This window comes from Mesorhizobium sp. P2_D6, from assembly GCF_056404315.1.
This window is the reverse complement of record NZ_JBFUEG010000004.1, coordinates 24,290-41,070: the sequence shown is the minus strand read 5'-3', so window position 1 is coordinate 41,070 and position 16,781 is coordinate 24,290. Positions and strand designations below refer to the sequence as shown.

Genomic DNA, 16,781 nt, shown 5'->3' with positions numbered 1-16,781 from the left:
ATGCGCGCGTTACTCAAAGCCGGTGTGATCCTGCTCTGTGGGCTGGGTTGCGCCGGACAGGCACTCGCCGATCCACCACAATCGCGCTCGGCGGCGAAACGGTTGATTGGCCGCGTTTGCGACCTGATCGAGACGCATGCCGAGCAGAACGGCCTGCCCAAGGATTACTTCGCCCGGCTGATCTGGAAGGAAAGCCGGTTTGATCCCAATGCGGTGAGCCCGGTCGGCGCTGAAGGCATCGCCCAGTTCATGCCGGGTACGGCCAAGATGCGTGGCCTTGCCGATCCCTTCGACATCGACCAGGCGATCCCGGCCTCGGCGAAGTATCTCGGCGAGATGAAGGTCAGCTACGGCAATCTCGGCCTCGCGGCTGCCGCATACAATGCGGGCGAGAACCGTGTATCGCGTTGGCTCGGCTCCGGCGGCTTCTTGCCGATGGAAACCGAAAGCTATGTCTTCGACGTTATGGGCGAGCCGGTCGACAAATTCTCCGACAGCGCCTACGCCGGAACGGTCGCGCCGCTCGATGCCAAGACCAGCTTTGCCGTCGCCTGCCGCAAGCTGCCGGTGATCATGTCCAGAACCGTGGCGATGGCTTCGATCAATGTGAAGCCATGGGGCGTGCAGGTGGCAGGCAATTTCCGCCGCGGTGCTGCGATCAATCAATGGCTGCGAGTACGGAGCCGGTTTCCGGCGCTGCTTTTCGGGCATGATCCGGTGGTCAGCCGGGTGCGCACGCCGATCGGCCGGCGCGGCATCTATGCCGTCAGGATCGGTGTCGACGACCGAGCCGCCGCCAATGTTATCTGCCAAAAACTGCAGAGCGTCGGCGGTGCCTGTATCGTCGTGCGCAACCGGTAGGCGCGAGGGGGCGACATGACGGCCAAAATCGTCCTGCTCAACGGCGTCGGCAGTGCCGGCAAGAGTTCAATCGCGAGAGCCCTGCAGACAATCACCGCCGAACCCTTTCTGCATGTCCAGATGGACGCCTTCCTCGATATGTTGCCGGAAGCGCTGCAGAACCATGCCGACGGGTTTTCCTTTGAGACGGTGCTGGACGACGGCAAGCCATCGGTGGTGATCAGGAGCGGGCCGGTCGGTGTTCGCACCATGCACGGCATGCGCCACGCCATCGCCGCCATGGCCGGGCAAGGCAACAATCTCATCGTCGATGACGTGGTCTTCAATGACGAGATGGCGCAATATCGCGAGTTGCTGTCGGGCTTCGATCTGCATCTGGTCGGCGTGATGGCGCCGCTGGCGGTGCTGGAAGCGCGGGAGGCCACGCGCGGCGACAGGCTGCCCGGCCTGGCGCGCTGGCAGTATCACCGCGTCCACAAGGGTATCGACTATGACTTCGAAGTCGACACCAGCCAACTCACGCCACTCGAATGTGCCCGTCGCATCCAGGAGGAATTTCAGCTATAGGCCGGCGCTGAAGTGGCCGAGCTTGCCTTGGCTCTGGTGAGCGACAACGGTAGTTCATGTTAGACGGCTACATAATCTGCGGCACGCCCAGAACCGGAAGCACTTTGCTGTGCGGCCTGCTGGCATCGACCAAGACGGCAGGCGATCCGCACTCGTTCTACCGGCGGCAGGACGTAGCGGAATGGGCCGAAGAGTGGCATTTGCCGCATCCCGAAACGATGAGCGCGCATGACTTCGATGTCGCCTATATCCAGGCGGCAATCAGGGCCGGGAAGGGTGGCACAGGCGTCTTCGGCCTGCGCCTGATGCGGGAAAATCTGGATGAGCTTTCGGCGATCCTCGACGGGATTTTCCCGGATCTGCCGTCGGACAAAGCGCGCTTTGAAAAGGCCTTCGGCCGTGTCCTCTACATCCATCTTTCGCGCGAGAACAAGCTCGCGCAGGCGGTCTCGCTGATCAAGGCGGAGCAGACCGGGCTTTGGCATATCGCGCCTGACGGAACAGAGATCGAAAGGGTCGCGCCACCGCAGGAACCCCGCTACGATTTCGAGCGGATCCAGCATGAGCTCGCCAAACTCGAAGCCTATGACGCGGCCTGGAACACATGGTTTGCGGAGCAGGGGATAATGCCGCTGCAGATTGGCTATGAGCGGCTTTCAAGCGATCCGGCGGCTACGTTGATGGCCATCTGTGCAGCGCTCGGCATTCAGGCGCCGCGGCCGTCTGAAGCGAATGCCATCGTCGACGGGGGTGCGCCTGTCGCACGAGGTGACGATTTTCAAGTACAGGCGGCGGTATGACCGATCCCATCTACACCGATCCCGACTTCGTCCAGTTCTATGACATCGAGAATCAGGATCACCGTGCCGATTTTGACTGCTGCATCCGCCTTGCCGAAGATGCGGGCTCGGTCCTCGATCTCGGTTGCGGCACCGGTCAACTGGCCGCCGAAATGGCCAGGGGACGCAGCGTTACTGGCGTCGATCCGGCGTCGGCCATGCTCGACGTTGCGCGCCGCAGGATCGGCGGCGACAAGGTCGACTGGATCGAGGCAGACGCGCGAACGGTGCGGCTCGGGCGACGCTTCGACCTGGTGCTGCTAACCGGTCACGTGTTCCAGGTTTTTCTGACAGAAGAGGACCAGCGGGCGGTGCTGCGCACCATCGCCGAACATCTCGCTCCGGGCGGGCGCTTCGTTTTCGACACCCGCAACTCCGCCGCGAAGGCGTGGCTTGAATGGACGCCGCAGCGCTCCGAGCGGATGGTAGCGCATCCCGCTCTCGGTACCGTCAAGGCCTGGTATGATGCCGCATACGATGCCGCCACCGGCGTCGTGACCTATTCGACCTTCTATGAAATTCCAGGCGGCAGACCCGCTCTGAGTGCCGCATCGAGAATCGCATTTCCGAAGAAGGAAGATCTCGCCGGGATGCTGGACGAAGCCGGCCTGCTGGTGGAGCAATGGCTCGGCGGCTGGCAGGGCGAACCCTATGTCGACGCCTCGTCGGAAATCATCCCCATCGGCCGGTTACGCTGACGGATCAAGCCGTCTTCGCCGCCACCGTCTCGCTGAGCCATGTGCCGATCTTGCTGCCGAGGCGGTCGGGCGAGACGGGCTTGGGCAGATAGTCGTCCATGCCGGCCTCGATGCATTTGTCGCGGTCACCCTTCAGCGCGTGCGCGGTCACGCCGATGATCGGCGTATGGTTGCCTGTCGCCGCCTCCGCCGCCCGGATGGCGCGGGTCGCTTCGTAGCCGTTCATCTCCGGCATGGAGACATCCATCAGGATCAGCTTCGGCCGCAGCGCCCGGTACATCTCGACGGCGGTGCGGCCATTGCCGGCGATGCGGTAGCTGAGGCCAAGCCCGTTGAGGATCTGGCCGAACACAAGCTGGTTCACGTCATTGTCCTCGGCAATGAGGATATCGATCGGGCCGTTCGGCGTGGTCATCGATTCGGGCACTGTGGCGGCAGGCATCACCGGGCCGCGAATGACGGTGAAGGCCGGCGGCGCCACGGGCGCTGCCTGCGCGACCACGGGCTCGCGAACGAAGTGGGCCTTGCCGATCTGGGCTCGCGCCTTCTGGATGACCGAGATGACGGTGCCGAGCAGGATGGCCGAGCGCGCCGGCTTGGTCAGATGCGCGGCGATACCGAAATCGATGACCATCTTGCCGAAATCGACCTGGTCGACCGAAGTCAACAGCACCATCGGGATGGCGGAGAGACGGCTGTCTGCGGCAATCGCCTTGGCGACGTCGGCGCCGTTCATGCCGGGCATCTGGTAGTCGAGGATAATGCAGTCGACCGCGGCACCCAGCTGGCTGGCCCGATCGAGGAAGGCGAGGCCGACCGCGCCGCTTTCGGCAGCCGCGCAGTCGAAGCTCCAGCTTCTGAGCTGTTCCAGCAGGATCTCGCGGTTGACCGGGTTGTCGTCGATGACCAGCACGCGGGCGCCGGTGACGTCGACCGGCACGATCTCGTCGCGGGTGTCCTGCTGATGCGCCGGCAGCGGCACAGCGAACCAGAACACCGAGCCGCGGCCGATCTCGCTTTCGACGCCGATCTTGCCGCCCATCAGGTCGACGAGGCGGGCGGCAATGGCAAGGCCGAGGCCCGTGCCTTCATGGCGGCGCGTCGACGAGCCGTCGACCTGGGCGAATTTCTCGAACACGTTCTCCAGCTTCTCGGCCGGAATGCCGATGCCGGTGTCCTCGACGCGGACCTTGAGCTGGACCAGACCGTCGACCACCTCGCCGCCGACATCGATCAGCACATGGCCCTTTTCGGTGAACTTCACCGCGTTGCCAAGCAGATTGGTGACGATCTGGCGGAAGCGTCCGGCATCGCCGACGACGTGGGCCGGCAGGCGAGGGTCGACACGCACGATCAGCTCGAGGTTCTTTTCAGCGACGCGCGCCGACACCAGCGTCGCCACGTCCTCGACCGCTTCGGCAAGCCGGAAGGGCGCCGGATCGAGCGTCAGCTGGCCGGCATTGATCTTGGAGAAATCGAGGATGTCGTTGATGATGGTGAGCAGCGCATTGCCGGATTTGACGATGACGTCGGTGAAGGTTTTCTGGCGTGCGGTGAGGTCGGTTTTGGCGAGCAGCTCGGCCATGCCCAGCACGCCGTTCATCGGCGTGCGGATCTCGTGGCTCATATTGGCCAGGAATTCCGATTTGGCGCGGTCGGCCGCTTCGGCCTTGAACAAGGATGCGGCGGATTCAGTGAAGGCGCGGCGGATCGCCTTTTCCATCGGCCGGAAGATCCACAAGGCGGCAATGGCAAGAACCGCGAACAAAAGGCCGCTTGCCCACAAAAGCAGCCGGTCGCTGGAGGCGTCGGCCAGATGGCGCTCACTGTCCATGGCGGTGCGCACCCGCACCAGCATCGGCTGGACGAACAGATCGTTCTGGTTGAGGATTTCGCGCGAACTCCATTCGTCGGTCTTTTGCGCCGCCGACATCAGGTTGAAGTTGCGCACCATGTCGCGCGACGACCAGAACAGGTCGCCGTTGACGGAAGCGGAGGAGAGTTCGTTGAGGGTCCTGGCCGACAGGCTCGGCTTGATCGCGGCAAGCTGGGCCGAGAGCGTTTCGATCTCTTCGGTCAGGCGTTGCGAATGGCCTCGCGCGGCGGCAGCAAGGCCGTCACGGGTTTCCGTGCGCCAGGCGGTGCTGGCGGTTTCGGCAAAACTGGAGGCGTTGCGTAGATCGCGGGTGAAGACAACGAGAGTGCTGCTCAGCGCGTCGACGTCGTGACGAAAGGAATTGACGCGATTGAGCGCAAACATCACGGCGGCGGAGGCCAGCGCGAAGATCAGCAATCCCGAGATATAGCGGATCCGGATCGAACGGATGAAGGAAGAGTATTCCGGCATGCGCAACCCCAACACATACGCATCATTTTAATGGTCGGGATTACGCTTGATTTACATTAAAATTTCGTTCGCGCCGGATCCGTTGCATTCCTATGTGCCAAGCACGGACTGGATGCGATATCCCGAACTCAGGCGTCCTTAGCCCGGTAGGCATCCGGAATGACGAAGACTTCGTCAGCGCGACCGTAGCCTCCGTCGGCGACTTCCTCGATCAGCACCATTGTGTAGGGGCGAACGCCTTCGCCGAAATACTCGACGAACATTTGCGTGGTCCTGTGAACGAGTTCTTCCTTCTGTGTCTTCGTCAGAGCGGCCTGCGGTGTCTTGAAGTTGGCAAACGGCATTTTCAGTTTCCTTCAGGTTGAATGCTGCAGGAATGGATATAGCCTGCCACGTTATCCGAATAATCGGCGGCCTCTTGACAGCAGTATTCGGGCAAAGCGAACAATAGGCTATGGATCGACTCGACAGGATGCGGCTGTTCGTTCGCGTGGTGGAACGGCGCAATTTCACGGCGGCGGCGGCCGATCTCGGCTTGCCGCGTTCAACCGTGACCGAAGCAATCAAACACCTGGAGGATCATCTCGGGACGAGGCTGTTGGACAGGACCACGCGCCACGTGGCCACGACGCTTGATGGACAGGCCTATTACGAGCGCTGCCTCTCGATCCTGGGTGAAGTGGAGGATGCCGAGGCGGGATTCCGCAGCGCCGAACCGCGCGGCCTGTTGCGCATCGACGCGCATCCGCTGCTCACGCAGAGGTTCCTGTTGCCGGAGTTGCCTGCGTTCCTCGAACGCTATCCCCAGATCGATCTTCATATCGGCCAGGGCGACCGGCTGGTCGATCTGGTACGCGAAGGGGTCGATTGCGTCATCCGTGCGGGCGAACCACAAGACAGCGGCATGATCATGCGACGGCTGGCGATGATCGGCGAAATCACCTGCGCCAGCCCGATCTATCTGAAGCGCCAGGGGATGCCCGCATCGCCTGACGCCCTGGAAGGCCACCAGGCCATCGGTTTCGTCTCCTCGCGCACAGGCGAAGTCCTGCCGCTGGAGTTCACGATCGGCACGAGGGTGCATCGGGTCACGCTGCCGGGCCGGGTGAAGGTCAACAATTCGGACACCGCGGCCGCGCTGGCGCGCCTGGGCTTCGGGCTTCTGCAAGCACCACGCTATCGGCTCGAAAAAGATCTGGCGGACGGGACACTGGTCGAGGTGCTGCAGGATTTTCCGCCGACGCCGACGCCATTATCGGCGCTCTATCCGCAGAACCGGCAGCTTGCTCCCCGGCTACGCGCTTTTCTGGAATGGGCGTCCCGCATCTTCGCCGAGGCGACACTGTGAAGCTCGGATCGGCGTCATCCCCTGCGCCAATCTCAGCTGTTGCGCAAAAAAATCTGGCCTGATGTCACACCAGCCGATCCTGTCTCGTCATGAGAGTGTACCCAACAACAAGGACTGCAATCATGACCGCCAAACTGGACCTCTTCGCCGCTGCACCTGCGCTAATTAAGCAGTGGCAGCGCGCATCGACCGAGCTCTCTGTCGCCGCCGGGCTCGAGCACAGCCTCAACGAGCTGGTCAAGCTTCGGGCGTCGCAGATCAATGGCTGCGCCAACTGCATCAATCTGCATGCGACCGAAGCACGCGAGAATGGCGAGACCGAGCAGCGCATCTACCTGCTGCCGGCCTGGCGCGAGGCGCCCTGCTACAGCGACCGCGAACGTGCCGCGCTCGGCTGGACCGATGCGCTCACGCGCCTCTCGGAAGGACAGGACCGCGAACGCGCCTATGATGATCTGAAGGCGCATTTCACTGACGAGGAGCAGGTGAAGCTCACCGTGTTGATCAATATCATCAATGGCTGGAACCGCATCGCCGTCGGCTTCGGGCTTTACACTGATGCAGCAGCGATACGCTCCAGCGCCAAGGCGGCGGCCTGATGACGGAGGCCGCTCCTGAAGATACGGCAGCGGGCTTCGGCCCGCTGCGGCCGAAGCTGATGCGGGTCGCATACCGCATGCTCGGTTCGGTGACCGACGCCGAGGATGTCGTGCAGGAGGCCTTCATTCGCTGGATGGGAACCGACCGGTCGCAGGTGCGCGAGCCCGAAGCGTTCCTGCGCCGTACCGTGACGCGGCTTTGCCTCGACCAGCTCAAATCCGCGCGGCGCCAGCGCGAGACCTATATCGGTCCCTGGCTGCCCGAGCCTATCGTGGAAGAGGACGACCTGGAAGACGTCACCTTGCCGCTGATGCTGATACTGGAGCGGCTTTCGCCGCTGGAGCGGGCGGCCTTTCTGCTGCACGATGTGTTCGGGCTGGAATTCGAGGAGGTCGCGACCGCTATCGAGCGCGACGCAGCCGCTTGTCGCCAGCTTGCTGCGCGTGCCCGCGCCCATGTCCGCCAGGCCCGGCCCCGCTTCAAGGTGGAGAAGCAGCGTGGCCTCGAGATCGCCGAGGCTTTCTTCGCGGCCTCGCGCAGCGGCGACATGCAGGCGCTCGGCGCGCTGTTGACGGAAGATGTCAGCGCCCATGCCGATGGCGGTGGCAAGCGTCCGGCAGCCATGCAGCCATTGCTCGGCTTCGATGCCGTCATGAAGCAGTACGAGCAAGTCGCGGTCTGGCTGCGCGAGAACGGCTCGACGCTGGTTCGCGTCGGCTTCATCAACGGATTGCCAGGGTTCATCACGCTGGAAGCCGATGGCGAATTGCAGACGACCGCGCTCGACATTGAGGACGGCAAGATCGCGGCCATCTATGTCATGCGCAATCCAGACAAGCTCCGGCATCTGCACTAGCTTGTAGACTCATAGGCCCTGAATCAGAATCCGGCGCAATGTGAAAGCAGCCAGTCGGCAAACGGCCTCATTCCGGCTATTGGTCATCCGTGCCAACAGGGCAACCAGAGGACAGACAGTCACTGCACATGTGGTCAAACCACTCGGGAGAGCGGCAACTCATGCATAGCGACCAGGTGCGCATCGAAATCGACCTTGCACGAGACCTGATCCGCGATCAGTTCCCTCAGTACGAAGATCAGAAGATCGTGCCGCTCGCAACAGCAGGTACCGTCAACGCAATTTTCCGCATCGGCTCGAAATACGCCGCACGCTTCCCCTTGCGAATGATGGACCAAACCCAATGCACCATCCTGCTGAGGGCGGAAGCGGCTGCGATGAACGAACTGAAGGAATATTGCCCGTTTCCAACTCCTCAACCGATTGGGCTAGGCAGGCCGAGCCCAGCCTACCCCATGCCCTGGCTCGTACAGAGTTGGATAGAGGGCGAAACGGCGACGCCCAACGGGCTGAGCGGCTCAACAGCCTTCTCACTCGATCTTGCCCGTCTCGTGACCTCGCTTCGCAGGGGAGATGTGAATGGGCGACGTTTCGATGGGCGAGGGCGAGGCGGGAACCTCTCAGATCATGACGATTGGATGGAGGTCTGCTTCTCCAATAGTGAAGACCTTCTCGACGTCGCGCGTCTTCGGCACCTATGGGCTGTCCTACGCGAACTGCCTCCTGCAGGTTCCGAGGTAATGAGCCATAAGGACCTCATCCCGGCAAACCTCTTGGTACAAGGGGAAAGTCTGGTCGGAGTTCTTGACGGTGGCAGCTTCGGCCCAGCCGATCCGGCGCTCGATCTCGTCGTTGCATGGCATCTACTCGACCGTGCCCGTCGGGCAGCCTTTCGCGAAGCTATTCAGGCCGGTGAATTGGAATGGAGGCGCGGCGCCGCATGGGCTTTCCAGCAGGCGATGGGTCTCGTTTGGTACTATCGGGTGACCAATCCGACCATGAGTGCTCTGGGGCGAAGCACGATCTCGCGTCTGCTTGAGGATCTCGCGGTCTAGTCCGCGAAATTCGGTTTCAGTAGCCGCATCTGGCCGGTTCGCTCGCCAGCTGACCGACCGCTCCCCACCAATCTCAGTTGTTCGCGTTTATGGGTTCACGGCCTAGTCTAGGATGCCTTCCCACCCTCAGGTGCCTGGATCAGCCTCCGCGCCGCATCTGTTCCTGCGGCAAGGATGCGATCCGACAATTCCGTCCCTGCCACCGCGCGGGCCAGCTGAAGCGTGCCGATGAGGGTCGCAAAGACACCCATGGCGGCGCCTTCCGGATCCCTGGTCTGCGGAAGCGCTGCAGACAACTGGCGCACCAAAACCAGCAAGCGTTCGGTGTAGACTTCGCGCGTTTCGAGCGGCTGACGCGCGAGTTCCGGCAGCAGCGCGGCGGACGCGCAGCCCGTTCCCGGATTATCCCGGTGCTCAGCCGACAGATACGCCGCTATGCCCATCTCCGGACCACCGGCGGCCAATACCTCGTGCAGCTGCTGCGACTGGGTCTCCATGGCCGCAACCAGGCTTTCGCGCACAAGCTCCGCCTTGGATTGGAAATGCGGATAGAAGGCTCCGTTCGTCAGCCCGGCGTCGCCCATGATGGTTGCCAGTCCCGACGCGGCGATGCCGTCACCCCGAAACCGCTGGGCGGCGACCTCCACGATCCGATCGCGGGATGCGTCCTTTCGGCCCTTTTCGTAGCGCATGGCGGCTTTTCCTCTCTGCTATTGCATTATGCTCGTAATGTGATATTATGATCGTAATTCAACCAACGGCAAAAAGCTAGCCCTCATGTCTCCGGAGTATCAAATGAGTACCCTTTCGGGAAGAACCGCGATCGTGACCGGAGCCTCCTCGGGCATCGGCCGCGCCAGCGCCGAGGCCTTGGCGCGGGCAGGATTTACAGTCTTCGGAACAAGTCGCAGCAAGGCCGGCAACGGCCCGAAGCAGGTGTCCATGCTGACATGCGACGTGACCGATGGTGACTCCGTCGGCGCCCTCGTTTCAACCGTGCTGGCGCAGACCGGCCGGATCGACCTGCTGGTCAACAATGCCGGTGTCGGCCTGCTTGGCGGCGCCGAGGAATCCTCGGTCGCACAGGTGCAGGCCCTGTTCGACGTCAATCTGTTCGGTGTCATCCGCATGACCAATGCTGTGCTGCCGTCGATGCGGCGGCGCGGCGAAGGTCGCATCATCAACATCGGCTCGATTCTGGGATTGGTACCTGCGCCATACGCAGCTCATTATTCGGCAGTCAAGCACGCCCTCGAGGGCTATTCGGAATCGCTCGACCACGAGGTTCGCGTCTTCAACATTCGCGTCTCGGTCATCGAACCGGCATACGTGCGTACCGTCTTCGACCAGAACGGGATTGAGCCGGATTCCGTATTGAAAGAATACGATCAGGCCCGAGCCGGGGTCGACGCGCTGCTTCGCGACGTGATGCCCAAAGCCGATCGGCCGGAAGTGGTGGCGGATGTGGTCGTCAAGGCGGCGACCGATGCCCATCCGCGACGGCGCTACACCGCTGGCAAGGCCGCGCGGCAGGTCAGCCTCCTGCGCCGCTTTGCCCCTGCGGGGATATTCGACAAGAGCCTGCGCAAGCAGTTCCGTCTGCCGGTCTAAACAACGGTAAGACGGAGAATTTCGCGCACAAACGGTACACCAACAGACATTTTCAGAAAGTCACTGCCATGAAGGCATTCGTTGTCGATAAATATAACAAGAAAGGCATTCTGCGGCTGGCCGAGATGCCGGAGCCGGAGCTCGGGGACAATGATGTCCTGGTCGAGATCCATGCCGCAGGGGTGAACCTGCTGGATTCCAAAATCAGAACCGGCGAATTCAAGCTCATCCTGCCCTATCGCCGGCCCTTCATCCTCGGCCACGACGTGGCTGGGAGGGTTGTCAGGGTGGGCTCGAAAGTCCGCAAATTCAAACCCGGCGACGCTGTCTATGCGCGGCCGCGCGACGGTCGGATCGGGACATTTGCCGAATTCATCGCGATCGATGAAGCCGATGTGGCCCTGAAGCCCGCAAACCTCAGCATGGAAGAAGCGGCTTCAATCCCTCTGGTGGGTCTGACCGCCTGGCAAGCTCTCATCGAGAGGGCAGGGCTGAAGAAGGGCCAGAAGATCTTCGTCCAGGCTGGCTCCGGCGGTGTGGGGACATTCGCCATCCAACTGGCAAAGCATCTCGGCGCGACCGTTGCGACAACGGCGAGCGCGGCGAGTGCCGACCTGGTCAAGGGTCTCGGCGCCGACGTCGTCGTCGACTACAAGAAAGACGACTTCGAGAACGTCTTGTCGGGTTACGACGTCGTCCTGAACAGCCAGGACGCCAAGACGCTTGAAAAATCCCTGAATGTGCTGAAGCCGGGCGGCAAGCTCATCTCCATATCCGGTCCGCCGGATCCCGAATTTGCCAGGAAGCAGGGACTGAACGTGGTGCTAAGGCTCCTGCTGCGCCTGCTGAGCCGCGGTATCCGGACCAAAGCCAAGCGCCGAGGCGTGGGATTTTCGTTCCTCTTCATGTGGGCGCAAGGTGATCAGCTGAGCAAAATCACGTCCCTCATCGAAGATGGGGCGATCCGCCCGGTTGTCGACAGGGTCTTTCCCTTTGAAGCGACCAATGAGGCGCTGGCTTACGTCGAAACAGGACGTGCCAAGGGCAAAGTCGTCGTCAAGGTCAGATAGCGAGCCCACGGAAGCGCCCATCTGCCAATAGCCAAAACCTCAGTTGTTGCGGATTGCCACGAAACTTGCCGCAGCCTTCAGCAGGGCGGCCTGTTCGCCGTAAGGCTCAAGCAATTCATGCGCCTGCTTGACCAGGCCATTGAGCTGGCTGCGAGCCCAATTCGTGCCGTGCAGCGCAACCAGCGTCGCCTTGCCGGCAGCGGCGTCCTTGCCGGTCGCCTTGCCCATCTGGCTGGCGTCGGCAGTCAGGTCGAGCAGATCGTCGGCAAGCTGGAAGGCAAGCCCGACCGCCGAGCCGAATTCGGCCAGCCGGTCACGGTCCTGCGGGGCGGCGCCGGCAATGATGGCGCCGGCTTCGCAGGCGAAGCGGATCAGCGCGCCGGTCTTCATCGCCTGCAGCCGGATGATGCCGGCTTCGTCCGGCCTGTTGCGCTCGGCTTCGAGGTCGAGCGTCTGGCCGCCGACCATGCCGCCGGCGCCGGCGGCACGGGCCAGCGCCAGCACAAGGGCTGCCCTGCGCTCCGCCGGCAAGGCCGTCGCCTCATCGGCGAGGATATCGAAGGCAAGCGTCAACAGTGCGTCGCCGGCCAGGATGGCGGTGGCGTCGTCGAAGGCCTTGTGCACGGTCGGCTGGCCGCGGCGCAGATCGTCATCGTCCATAGCAGGCAGATCGTCATGGATCAGCGAATAGCAATGCACGCATTCGAGTGCCGCCGCCACGCGGAGTGCCGCCTCGCCATCGGCGCCAAAAAGAGCGGCACTTTCCATGACCAGGAAGGGGCGCAGCCGCTTGCCGCCGTTCAGCACGCCATGCCGCATGGCCGCCATCAGGCGCTCCGGCCGGGCGATCTCGCCGGCAAGCGTGCGGCCGTCAAGCAACAGCCTGAGCTCGGTCTCGATCGCCGCCGCCCGCACCAAAAGTGCGGCTTCAAAGGCCATTTGCTCGTCTTTCGTCATGGCCGGGAGCGGTAGCCGACACTCAGACGTTGCGCAAGAAGCCTCGCGCCATTATGCCGGAGGCGGGAGAGTGGCGCGGGTGGGCGGCTTGACGGAACCGATCGTCGATCATGAAACCGAAGGGCTGGACATGGCGCGACCGAGGCGCGTGAACCGCGCCGGTCTGAAGCGCATGGCTCGGCGCTGCCTGGTCGTCGTCGCCGTGCTGGCGGCGATACCCATTGTGCTCACGTTCCTTTACCTGCCGTCCTTCGTGCATCCGATATCGACCTTGATGGTGAAGGACCTGGCGACGTTTTCCGGCTACGACCGGCGCTGGGTGTCGATCGACGATGTTTCGCCGGTGCTGGCCAATTCGGTGATCATGTCGGAGGACGGGCAGTTCTGCTTCCATCGCGGCGTCGACGTCGGCGAATTGCGCGGCGTCGTCGACGATGCGCTGGCCGGCGAGGCAACGCGCGGCGCCTCGACCATCACCATGCAGACGGTGAAGAACCTTTTCCTGTGGTCACGGCCGCTGGGCTCGGTGCGCAAGGTGGTCGAACTGCCGCTGGCCGTCTATTTCGACGCGGTGATGTCGAAACGGCGGATCATGGAGATCTATCTCAACATCGCCGAGTGGGGACCGGGCATTTACGGCATCGAGGCGGCGGCGCAGCATCATTTCGGCGTTTCGGCAAAACGGCTGTCGCGGCGGCAGGCAGCATTGCTCGCGGTCTCGCTGCCCAACCCGATCGCCCGCAATCCGGCCAAGCCGGGTCCCGGGCTGCGGCGGCTGGCGTCGCTGATCGAACGCCGTGCCGGGCGCTCCGGCGCCTATGTCGGGTGTTTGGACTAAGCTGCGCCGATATTCAGACGAGGCCGGCTTGGCCTCAAATCCCGGCACAACTTGTGGTGCCGGCAAAAAAATTTGCCGCAGTGCTGGCCAAAACGGCGCAGGGCGTGTATAGGCACCCGACTTTCTCAGATTATGGCCCTGACGCGGCCCTTTCACGAGGGCTATCGGGGCATTTTGACCATGTAGTGGAGCATATCCATGGCCGTTCCGAAACGAAAAACCTCTCCGTCCAAGCGCGGCATGCGCCGCTCGGCCGACGCTCTCAAGGCCCCGACCTATGTCGAGGACAAGAATTCCGGCGAAATGCGCCGCCCGCACCACATCGACCTGAAGACCGGCATGTATCGCGGCCGCCAGGTTTTGACGCCCAAGGAAAGCTGAGACCAGCTTTTCGAAGGTTGAATACCCAAAAGACCGGCCATTGGCCGGTCTTTTTGCGTTTGATGGCCGCCTGGCTGCTTCGCGCCGTTCTCTATGCCAAAGGCCGAACGGTCGCTGGCGATACACGCAGCCGTCGCGGTGCTGTATTGCGTTGCGTCGCCGCGATTGCGGCTGAAGCACGTGCCTGCACCGTTGGTGGGGCGACAGAGGAAACCGCATGACCAAGCTCACCACAGCGCCGCGCGATGTGTTTCAGACCTTCATGAATTTCCCGCTGGTCGAGGATCTCGATGCGCTGAAGGCCGATGTCGCCATCATCGGCATGCCTTACGGCAGTCCCTACACGATCGACGAGCTGATCAACGACCAGACCAACGCGCCGACCGCGGTTCGGCGCGCCTCGCAGCGCATCAGTCTCGGGCTCGACCGTTATGATTTCGACATTGGCGGGACCCTGTTCGACGGACAGGACGTCAAGGTGGTCGATGTCGGCGATGTCCCCGGCGATGCCGCTGGTGGCCACTACCGGCGGGCAGAAGCGGCGATCCGCAAGATCCGCGCAGCCGGCGCCTTGCCGATTACCATCGGCGGCGATCACGGCATTCCGATCCCGATCTTCCGGGCGTTTGATGGCGAAGGGCCGATCACCCTGGTGCAGATCGATGCCCATCTCGACTGGCGCGACAACGTCAACGGCGTCAGGGAAGGCTATTCCAGTCCCATCCGCCGCGCTTCCGAGATGGCGCATATCGCCGAGATTTTCCAGCTCGGCATCCGCGGACAGGGCAGCGCCCGGCTTGAGGAGGTCGAGGCGGCCCGCGCCTACGGCTCCAACATCGTCACCGCCGATGAATGGCAGGATATCGGAACGGCGGCGCTGCTCAAGCGCATCCCGGATGGCGGCCGCTACTACCTGACCATCGACGCCGACGGTCTCGACCCCGCTGTCATGCCGGCGGTCGAAGGGCCGGCGCCTGGCGGCATCAGCTACCGGCAGACGATCGAGTTGATCAAAGGGCTGTTCGCCAAGGGGCGCGTCGTCGGCATGGACATCGTCGAGATCGCGCCGGCGCGCGACGTCAACGAGATCACATCGATGACCGCCGGCACTATCATCCTCAGCGCCATCGGCGCTGCGGTGCGCACCGGGCAGTTCAGGCGCTGAGCCGGGTGACACGGTTGTTGCACCCGGTCTTCGACCGTGTTCACGGCTGTTAGCGAAAAATCTTGACGGCGTGCTTGCGGGGCATTCTACAGAAGGTGCCCCCATTGTTTACGCAATTCCGGACCGCTCACACTTTCCTGGAATTGCTAGAGGAGACGCCTGATGTTCGGTGCTATCCCGCTGCTGATCGTTCCCTTCGTGGCCTACAATCTCGGACTCCTCGGAATATTCGGCAGTGGCGACGATCCGTGGGCCACCGAAATCTTCTCATTCCGCATGATGTCTGGCGGGGTGTTTTCGATGACGCTCGGCGACCTGATGGTGGTGATCGGGCTGATCTTCCTGTTTCTCGAAATGGTGAAATCGGTGCGCACCACGAACGCCTCGATCATGGACCATCTGTTGTCGACGCTAGTCTTCGTGGCGTTCCTGGTCGAGTTCCTGCTGGTGAAGGGCGCGGCGCACTCCGTCTTCTTCACGCTGATGGTGATCGCGCTGTTCGACGTGCTGGCCGGTTTCTCGGTCTCGATGCGGTCTGCGAGCCGGGATATTAATCTGAACTAAGGATGCGCTGATATTCAGGTGAGGCCGGCCTGCAAATGCCGGCTTCCTGCGCTTCCGGTGCTCACGTACTTCAAGTACGCTCCGCTCCGGTTCTCGGAAGCCACCATTTTCGACTCGGCCTGACCTGAATCTCAACACATCCTACATATCGCCGACGCTTCAGCCCGGGTCGGCGGTGAAGCCGGCGGCCTCGATGCCGGCAATGGCGGCGGCTTCGTCATTGTCCGACGTATCGCCCGATATGCCGACGGCGCCGATGACGGCGCCTGACTTGTCGCGGATCAGCACGCCGCCGACCACCGGCAGGACGCGCCCGCCCGAGACATCGGAAATGCCGGCGACGAGATGCGGCCGCTCCTTGGCGAAGGCCTCGACACGGCGCGAACCCATGCCGATGGCGAGCGCGCCATAGGCCTTGCCGGCCGACATTTGCGGGCGCAGGAACGAGGCGCCGTCCTGACGCTGGAAGGCGACGAGGTGAGCGCCGGCATCGAGCACGGAGACGCCGAGCGGCTTCAGCTTCAGCTCGGCGCCCTTGGCGAAAGCGGCGTCGATTATGTGCTTGGCCTTTTCGAGGGTCAGTGCGGTCATGGCTGTCTCCTGTTCAAAACGCGTCAATCATCGGCCTGACACGCGAGATGCGAAATCCCGGTTGCGGTTGAAATTGCTTCGCGTGGGAAAGCGGAATGGCAGGCGGGGGCGTGGCCGATATGCTCAGCCGCTTCCAGTCTGCCATCGACCATGGGAATCGTCAGGCGATTTTTTTCTTGGCCCGCGCCGGCTTCTTGACCGGGGCGGCAGGTGCGTTGGCGAGATCTTCGGCTTCCTTGGCAAGGCGCAATGCCCGGAGCTTGTTGGTCTTGGCCTGGCGGGCGTCGGCCTCGGCGACATACTCCGCCATCGCCTTTTGCCGCACCGTGGCTGCATCTTCCTGCTTCTTGAAACGCATATCTGCCCGGGCGCGGGCAGTATCCTTAGAGTTCTCAACCAAGAGCGTTATCCAATCCCATAAATTATGTTTTTC

The 16,781-nt window shown here is 62.6% G+C and carries 20 protein-coding genes; 14 read left to right on the top strand and 6 right to left on the bottom strand.

All coding sequences use genetic code 11. The features are described 5' to 3' along the window. Genes AC1D1L_RS09825 through AC1D1L_RS09810 form a run of 4 tightly spaced genes read left to right on the top strand, consistent with a single transcriptional unit; the run spans position 1 to position 2,965 of the window. Positions 1 to 861: a transglycosylase SLT domain-containing protein gene (locus AC1D1L_RS09825; protein WP_477340842.1), complete on the top strand. Its 861-nt coding sequence runs from the start codon at positions 1 to 3 to the stop codon at positions 859 to 861. A gap of 15 nt (positions 862 to 876) precedes the next feature. After that, positions 877 to 1,428, top strand: a complete 552-nt coding sequence (locus AC1D1L_RS09820) for a chloramphenicol phosphotransferase CPT family protein (RefSeq protein ID WP_477340840.1) — start codon at positions 877 to 879, stop codon at positions 1,426 to 1,428. Positions 1,429 to 1,484: 56 nt separating this feature from the next. Further along, positions 1,485 to 2,228, top strand: a complete 744-nt coding sequence (locus AC1D1L_RS09815; protein ID WP_477340838.1) for a Stf0 family sulfotransferase — start codon at positions 1,485 to 1,487, stop codon at positions 2,226 to 2,228. After that, entirely contained in the window at positions 2,225 to 2,965 is a 741-nt protein-coding gene (locus AC1D1L_RS09810; protein ID WP_477340836.1) for a class I SAM-dependent methyltransferase, read from the top strand. The genes AC1D1L_RS09815 and AC1D1L_RS09810 overlap by 4 nt, the downstream gene beginning before the upstream one ends. Before the next feature lie 4 nt (positions 2,966 to 2,969). Here the strand turns inward: AC1D1L_RS09810 and AC1D1L_RS09805 are convergent, their stop codons facing one another. Together AC1D1L_RS09805 and AC1D1L_RS09800 are read right to left on the bottom strand one after the other, a co-directional pair. Continuing rightward, entirely contained in the window at positions 2,970 to 5,312 is a 2,343-nt protein-coding gene (locus AC1D1L_RS09805) for a response regulator (RefSeq protein ID WP_477340834.1), read from the bottom strand. A 128-nt stretch (positions 5,313 to 5,440) separates the two neighbouring features. Further along, on the bottom strand, positions 5,441 to 5,656 hold the full coding sequence (locus AC1D1L_RS09800; protein ID WP_112559562.1) for a tautomerase family protein: 216 nt from the start codon (positions 5,654 to 5,656) through the stop codon (positions 5,441 to 5,443). A 110-nt stretch (positions 5,657 to 5,766) separates the two neighbouring features. Between AC1D1L_RS09800 and AC1D1L_RS09795 the strand changes: the two genes are divergently transcribed. The 4 genes from AC1D1L_RS09795 to AC1D1L_RS09780 all read left to right on the top strand — a co-directional run bounded on the left by AC1D1L_RS09795 (position 5,767) and on the right by AC1D1L_RS09780 (position 9,171). Then, positions 5,767 to 6,660 carry a LysR family transcriptional regulator gene (locus AC1D1L_RS09795; RefSeq protein WP_477340832.1) on the top strand — a complete coding sequence of 298 codons (894 nt, stop codon included), beginning with the start codon at positions 5,767 to 5,769 and terminating at the stop codon, positions 6,658 to 6,660. Positions 6,661 to 6,782: 122 nt separating this feature from the next. Further along, on the top strand, positions 6,783 to 7,259 hold the full coding sequence (locus AC1D1L_RS09790; RefSeq protein ID WP_436261713.1) for a carboxymuconolactone decarboxylase family protein: 477 nt from the start codon (positions 6,783 to 6,785) through the stop codon (positions 7,257 to 7,259). Then, positions 7,259 to 8,116: a sigma-70 family RNA polymerase sigma factor gene (locus tag AC1D1L_RS09785; protein ID WP_477340830.1), complete on the top strand. Its 858-nt coding sequence runs from the start codon at positions 7,259 to 7,261 to the stop codon at positions 8,114 to 8,116. The genes AC1D1L_RS09790 and AC1D1L_RS09785 overlap by 1 nt, the downstream gene beginning before the upstream one ends. 161 nt (positions 8,117 to 8,277) lie before the next feature. Then, positions 8,278 to 9,171 carry an aminoglycoside phosphotransferase family protein gene (locus AC1D1L_RS09780; protein WP_477340828.1) on the top strand — a complete coding sequence of 298 codons (894 nt, stop codon included), beginning with the start codon at positions 8,278 to 8,280 and terminating at the stop codon, positions 9,169 to 9,171. Between the two features lie 107 nt (positions 9,172 to 9,278). Here the strand turns inward: AC1D1L_RS09780 and AC1D1L_RS09775 are convergent, their stop codons facing one another. After that, positions 9,279 to 9,863 carry a TetR/AcrR family transcriptional regulator gene (locus AC1D1L_RS09775; RefSeq protein WP_352591358.1) on the bottom strand — a complete coding sequence of 195 codons (585 nt, stop codon included), beginning with the start codon at positions 9,861 to 9,863 and terminating at the stop codon, positions 9,279 to 9,281. A 103-nt stretch (positions 9,864 to 9,966) separates the two neighbouring features. On the opposite strand from AC1D1L_RS09775, the gene AC1D1L_RS09770 reads away from it, so the two are divergent. Next, positions 9,967 to 10,782 (top strand): oxidoreductase, encoded by an 816-nt coding sequence (locus AC1D1L_RS09770; protein ID WP_477340826.1) that lies wholly within the window; start codon positions 9,967 to 9,969, stop codon positions 10,780 to 10,782. 68 nt (positions 10,783 to 10,850) lie between these two features. After that, positions 10,851 to 11,852, top strand: coding sequence for an NADP-dependent oxidoreductase (locus AC1D1L_RS09765; protein ID WP_477340824.1), 1,002 nt, complete (start codon positions 10,851 to 10,853; stop codon positions 11,850 to 11,852). 39 nt (positions 11,853 to 11,891) lie between these two features. On the opposite strand, the gene AC1D1L_RS09760 is transcribed toward AC1D1L_RS09765, so the two are convergent. After that, positions 11,892 to 12,809 carry a polyprenyl synthetase family protein gene (locus tag AC1D1L_RS09760; protein WP_477340822.1) on the bottom strand — a complete coding sequence of 306 codons (918 nt, stop codon included), beginning with the start codon at positions 12,807 to 12,809 and terminating at the stop codon, positions 11,892 to 11,894. Between the two features lie 79 nt (positions 12,810 to 12,888). Here AC1D1L_RS09760 and AC1D1L_RS09755 point away from each other — a divergent pair, with 79 nt between their 5' ends. The 4 genes from AC1D1L_RS09755 to AC1D1L_RS09740 all read left to right on the top strand — a co-directional run bounded on the left by AC1D1L_RS09755 (position 12,889) and on the right by AC1D1L_RS09740 (position 15,757). Then, on the top strand, positions 12,889 to 13,647 hold the full coding sequence (locus AC1D1L_RS09755; RefSeq protein WP_477340820.1) for a biosynthetic peptidoglycan transglycosylase: 759 nt from the start codon (positions 12,889 to 12,891) through the stop codon (positions 13,645 to 13,647). A 198-nt stretch (positions 13,648 to 13,845) separates the two neighbouring features. Further along, positions 13,846 to 14,028 (top strand): 50S ribosomal protein L32, encoded by a 183-nt coding sequence (rpmF, locus tag AC1D1L_RS09750; protein WP_008834724.1) that lies wholly within the window; start codon positions 13,846 to 13,848, stop codon positions 14,026 to 14,028. 217 nt (positions 14,029 to 14,245) lie between these two features. Further along, a complete protein-coding gene (locus AC1D1L_RS09745) occupies positions 14,246 to 15,193 on the top strand; it encodes an agmatinase (RefSeq protein WP_477340818.1) in 948 nt (315 codons plus the stop codon). A 162-nt stretch (positions 15,194 to 15,355) separates the two neighbouring features. Next, positions 15,356 to 15,757 carry a hypothetical protein gene (locus AC1D1L_RS09740; RefSeq protein ID WP_142869343.1) on the top strand — a complete coding sequence of 134 codons (402 nt, stop codon included), beginning with the start codon at positions 15,356 to 15,358 and terminating at the stop codon, positions 15,755 to 15,757. Between the two features lie 159 nt (positions 15,758 to 15,916). On the opposite strand, the gene AC1D1L_RS09735 is transcribed toward AC1D1L_RS09740, so the two are convergent. After that, a complete protein-coding gene (locus tag AC1D1L_RS09735) occupies positions 15,917 to 16,348 on the bottom strand; it encodes a GlcG/HbpS family heme-binding protein (RefSeq protein ID WP_192259297.1) in 432 nt (143 codons plus the stop codon). 160 nt (positions 16,349 to 16,508) lie between these two features. Next, positions 16,509 to 16,748 (bottom strand): hypothetical protein, encoded by a 240-nt coding sequence (locus AC1D1L_RS09730; RefSeq protein ID WP_352556605.1) that lies wholly within the window; start codon positions 16,746 to 16,748, stop codon positions 16,509 to 16,511. Positions 16,749 to 16,781: the final 33 nt, after the last annotated feature.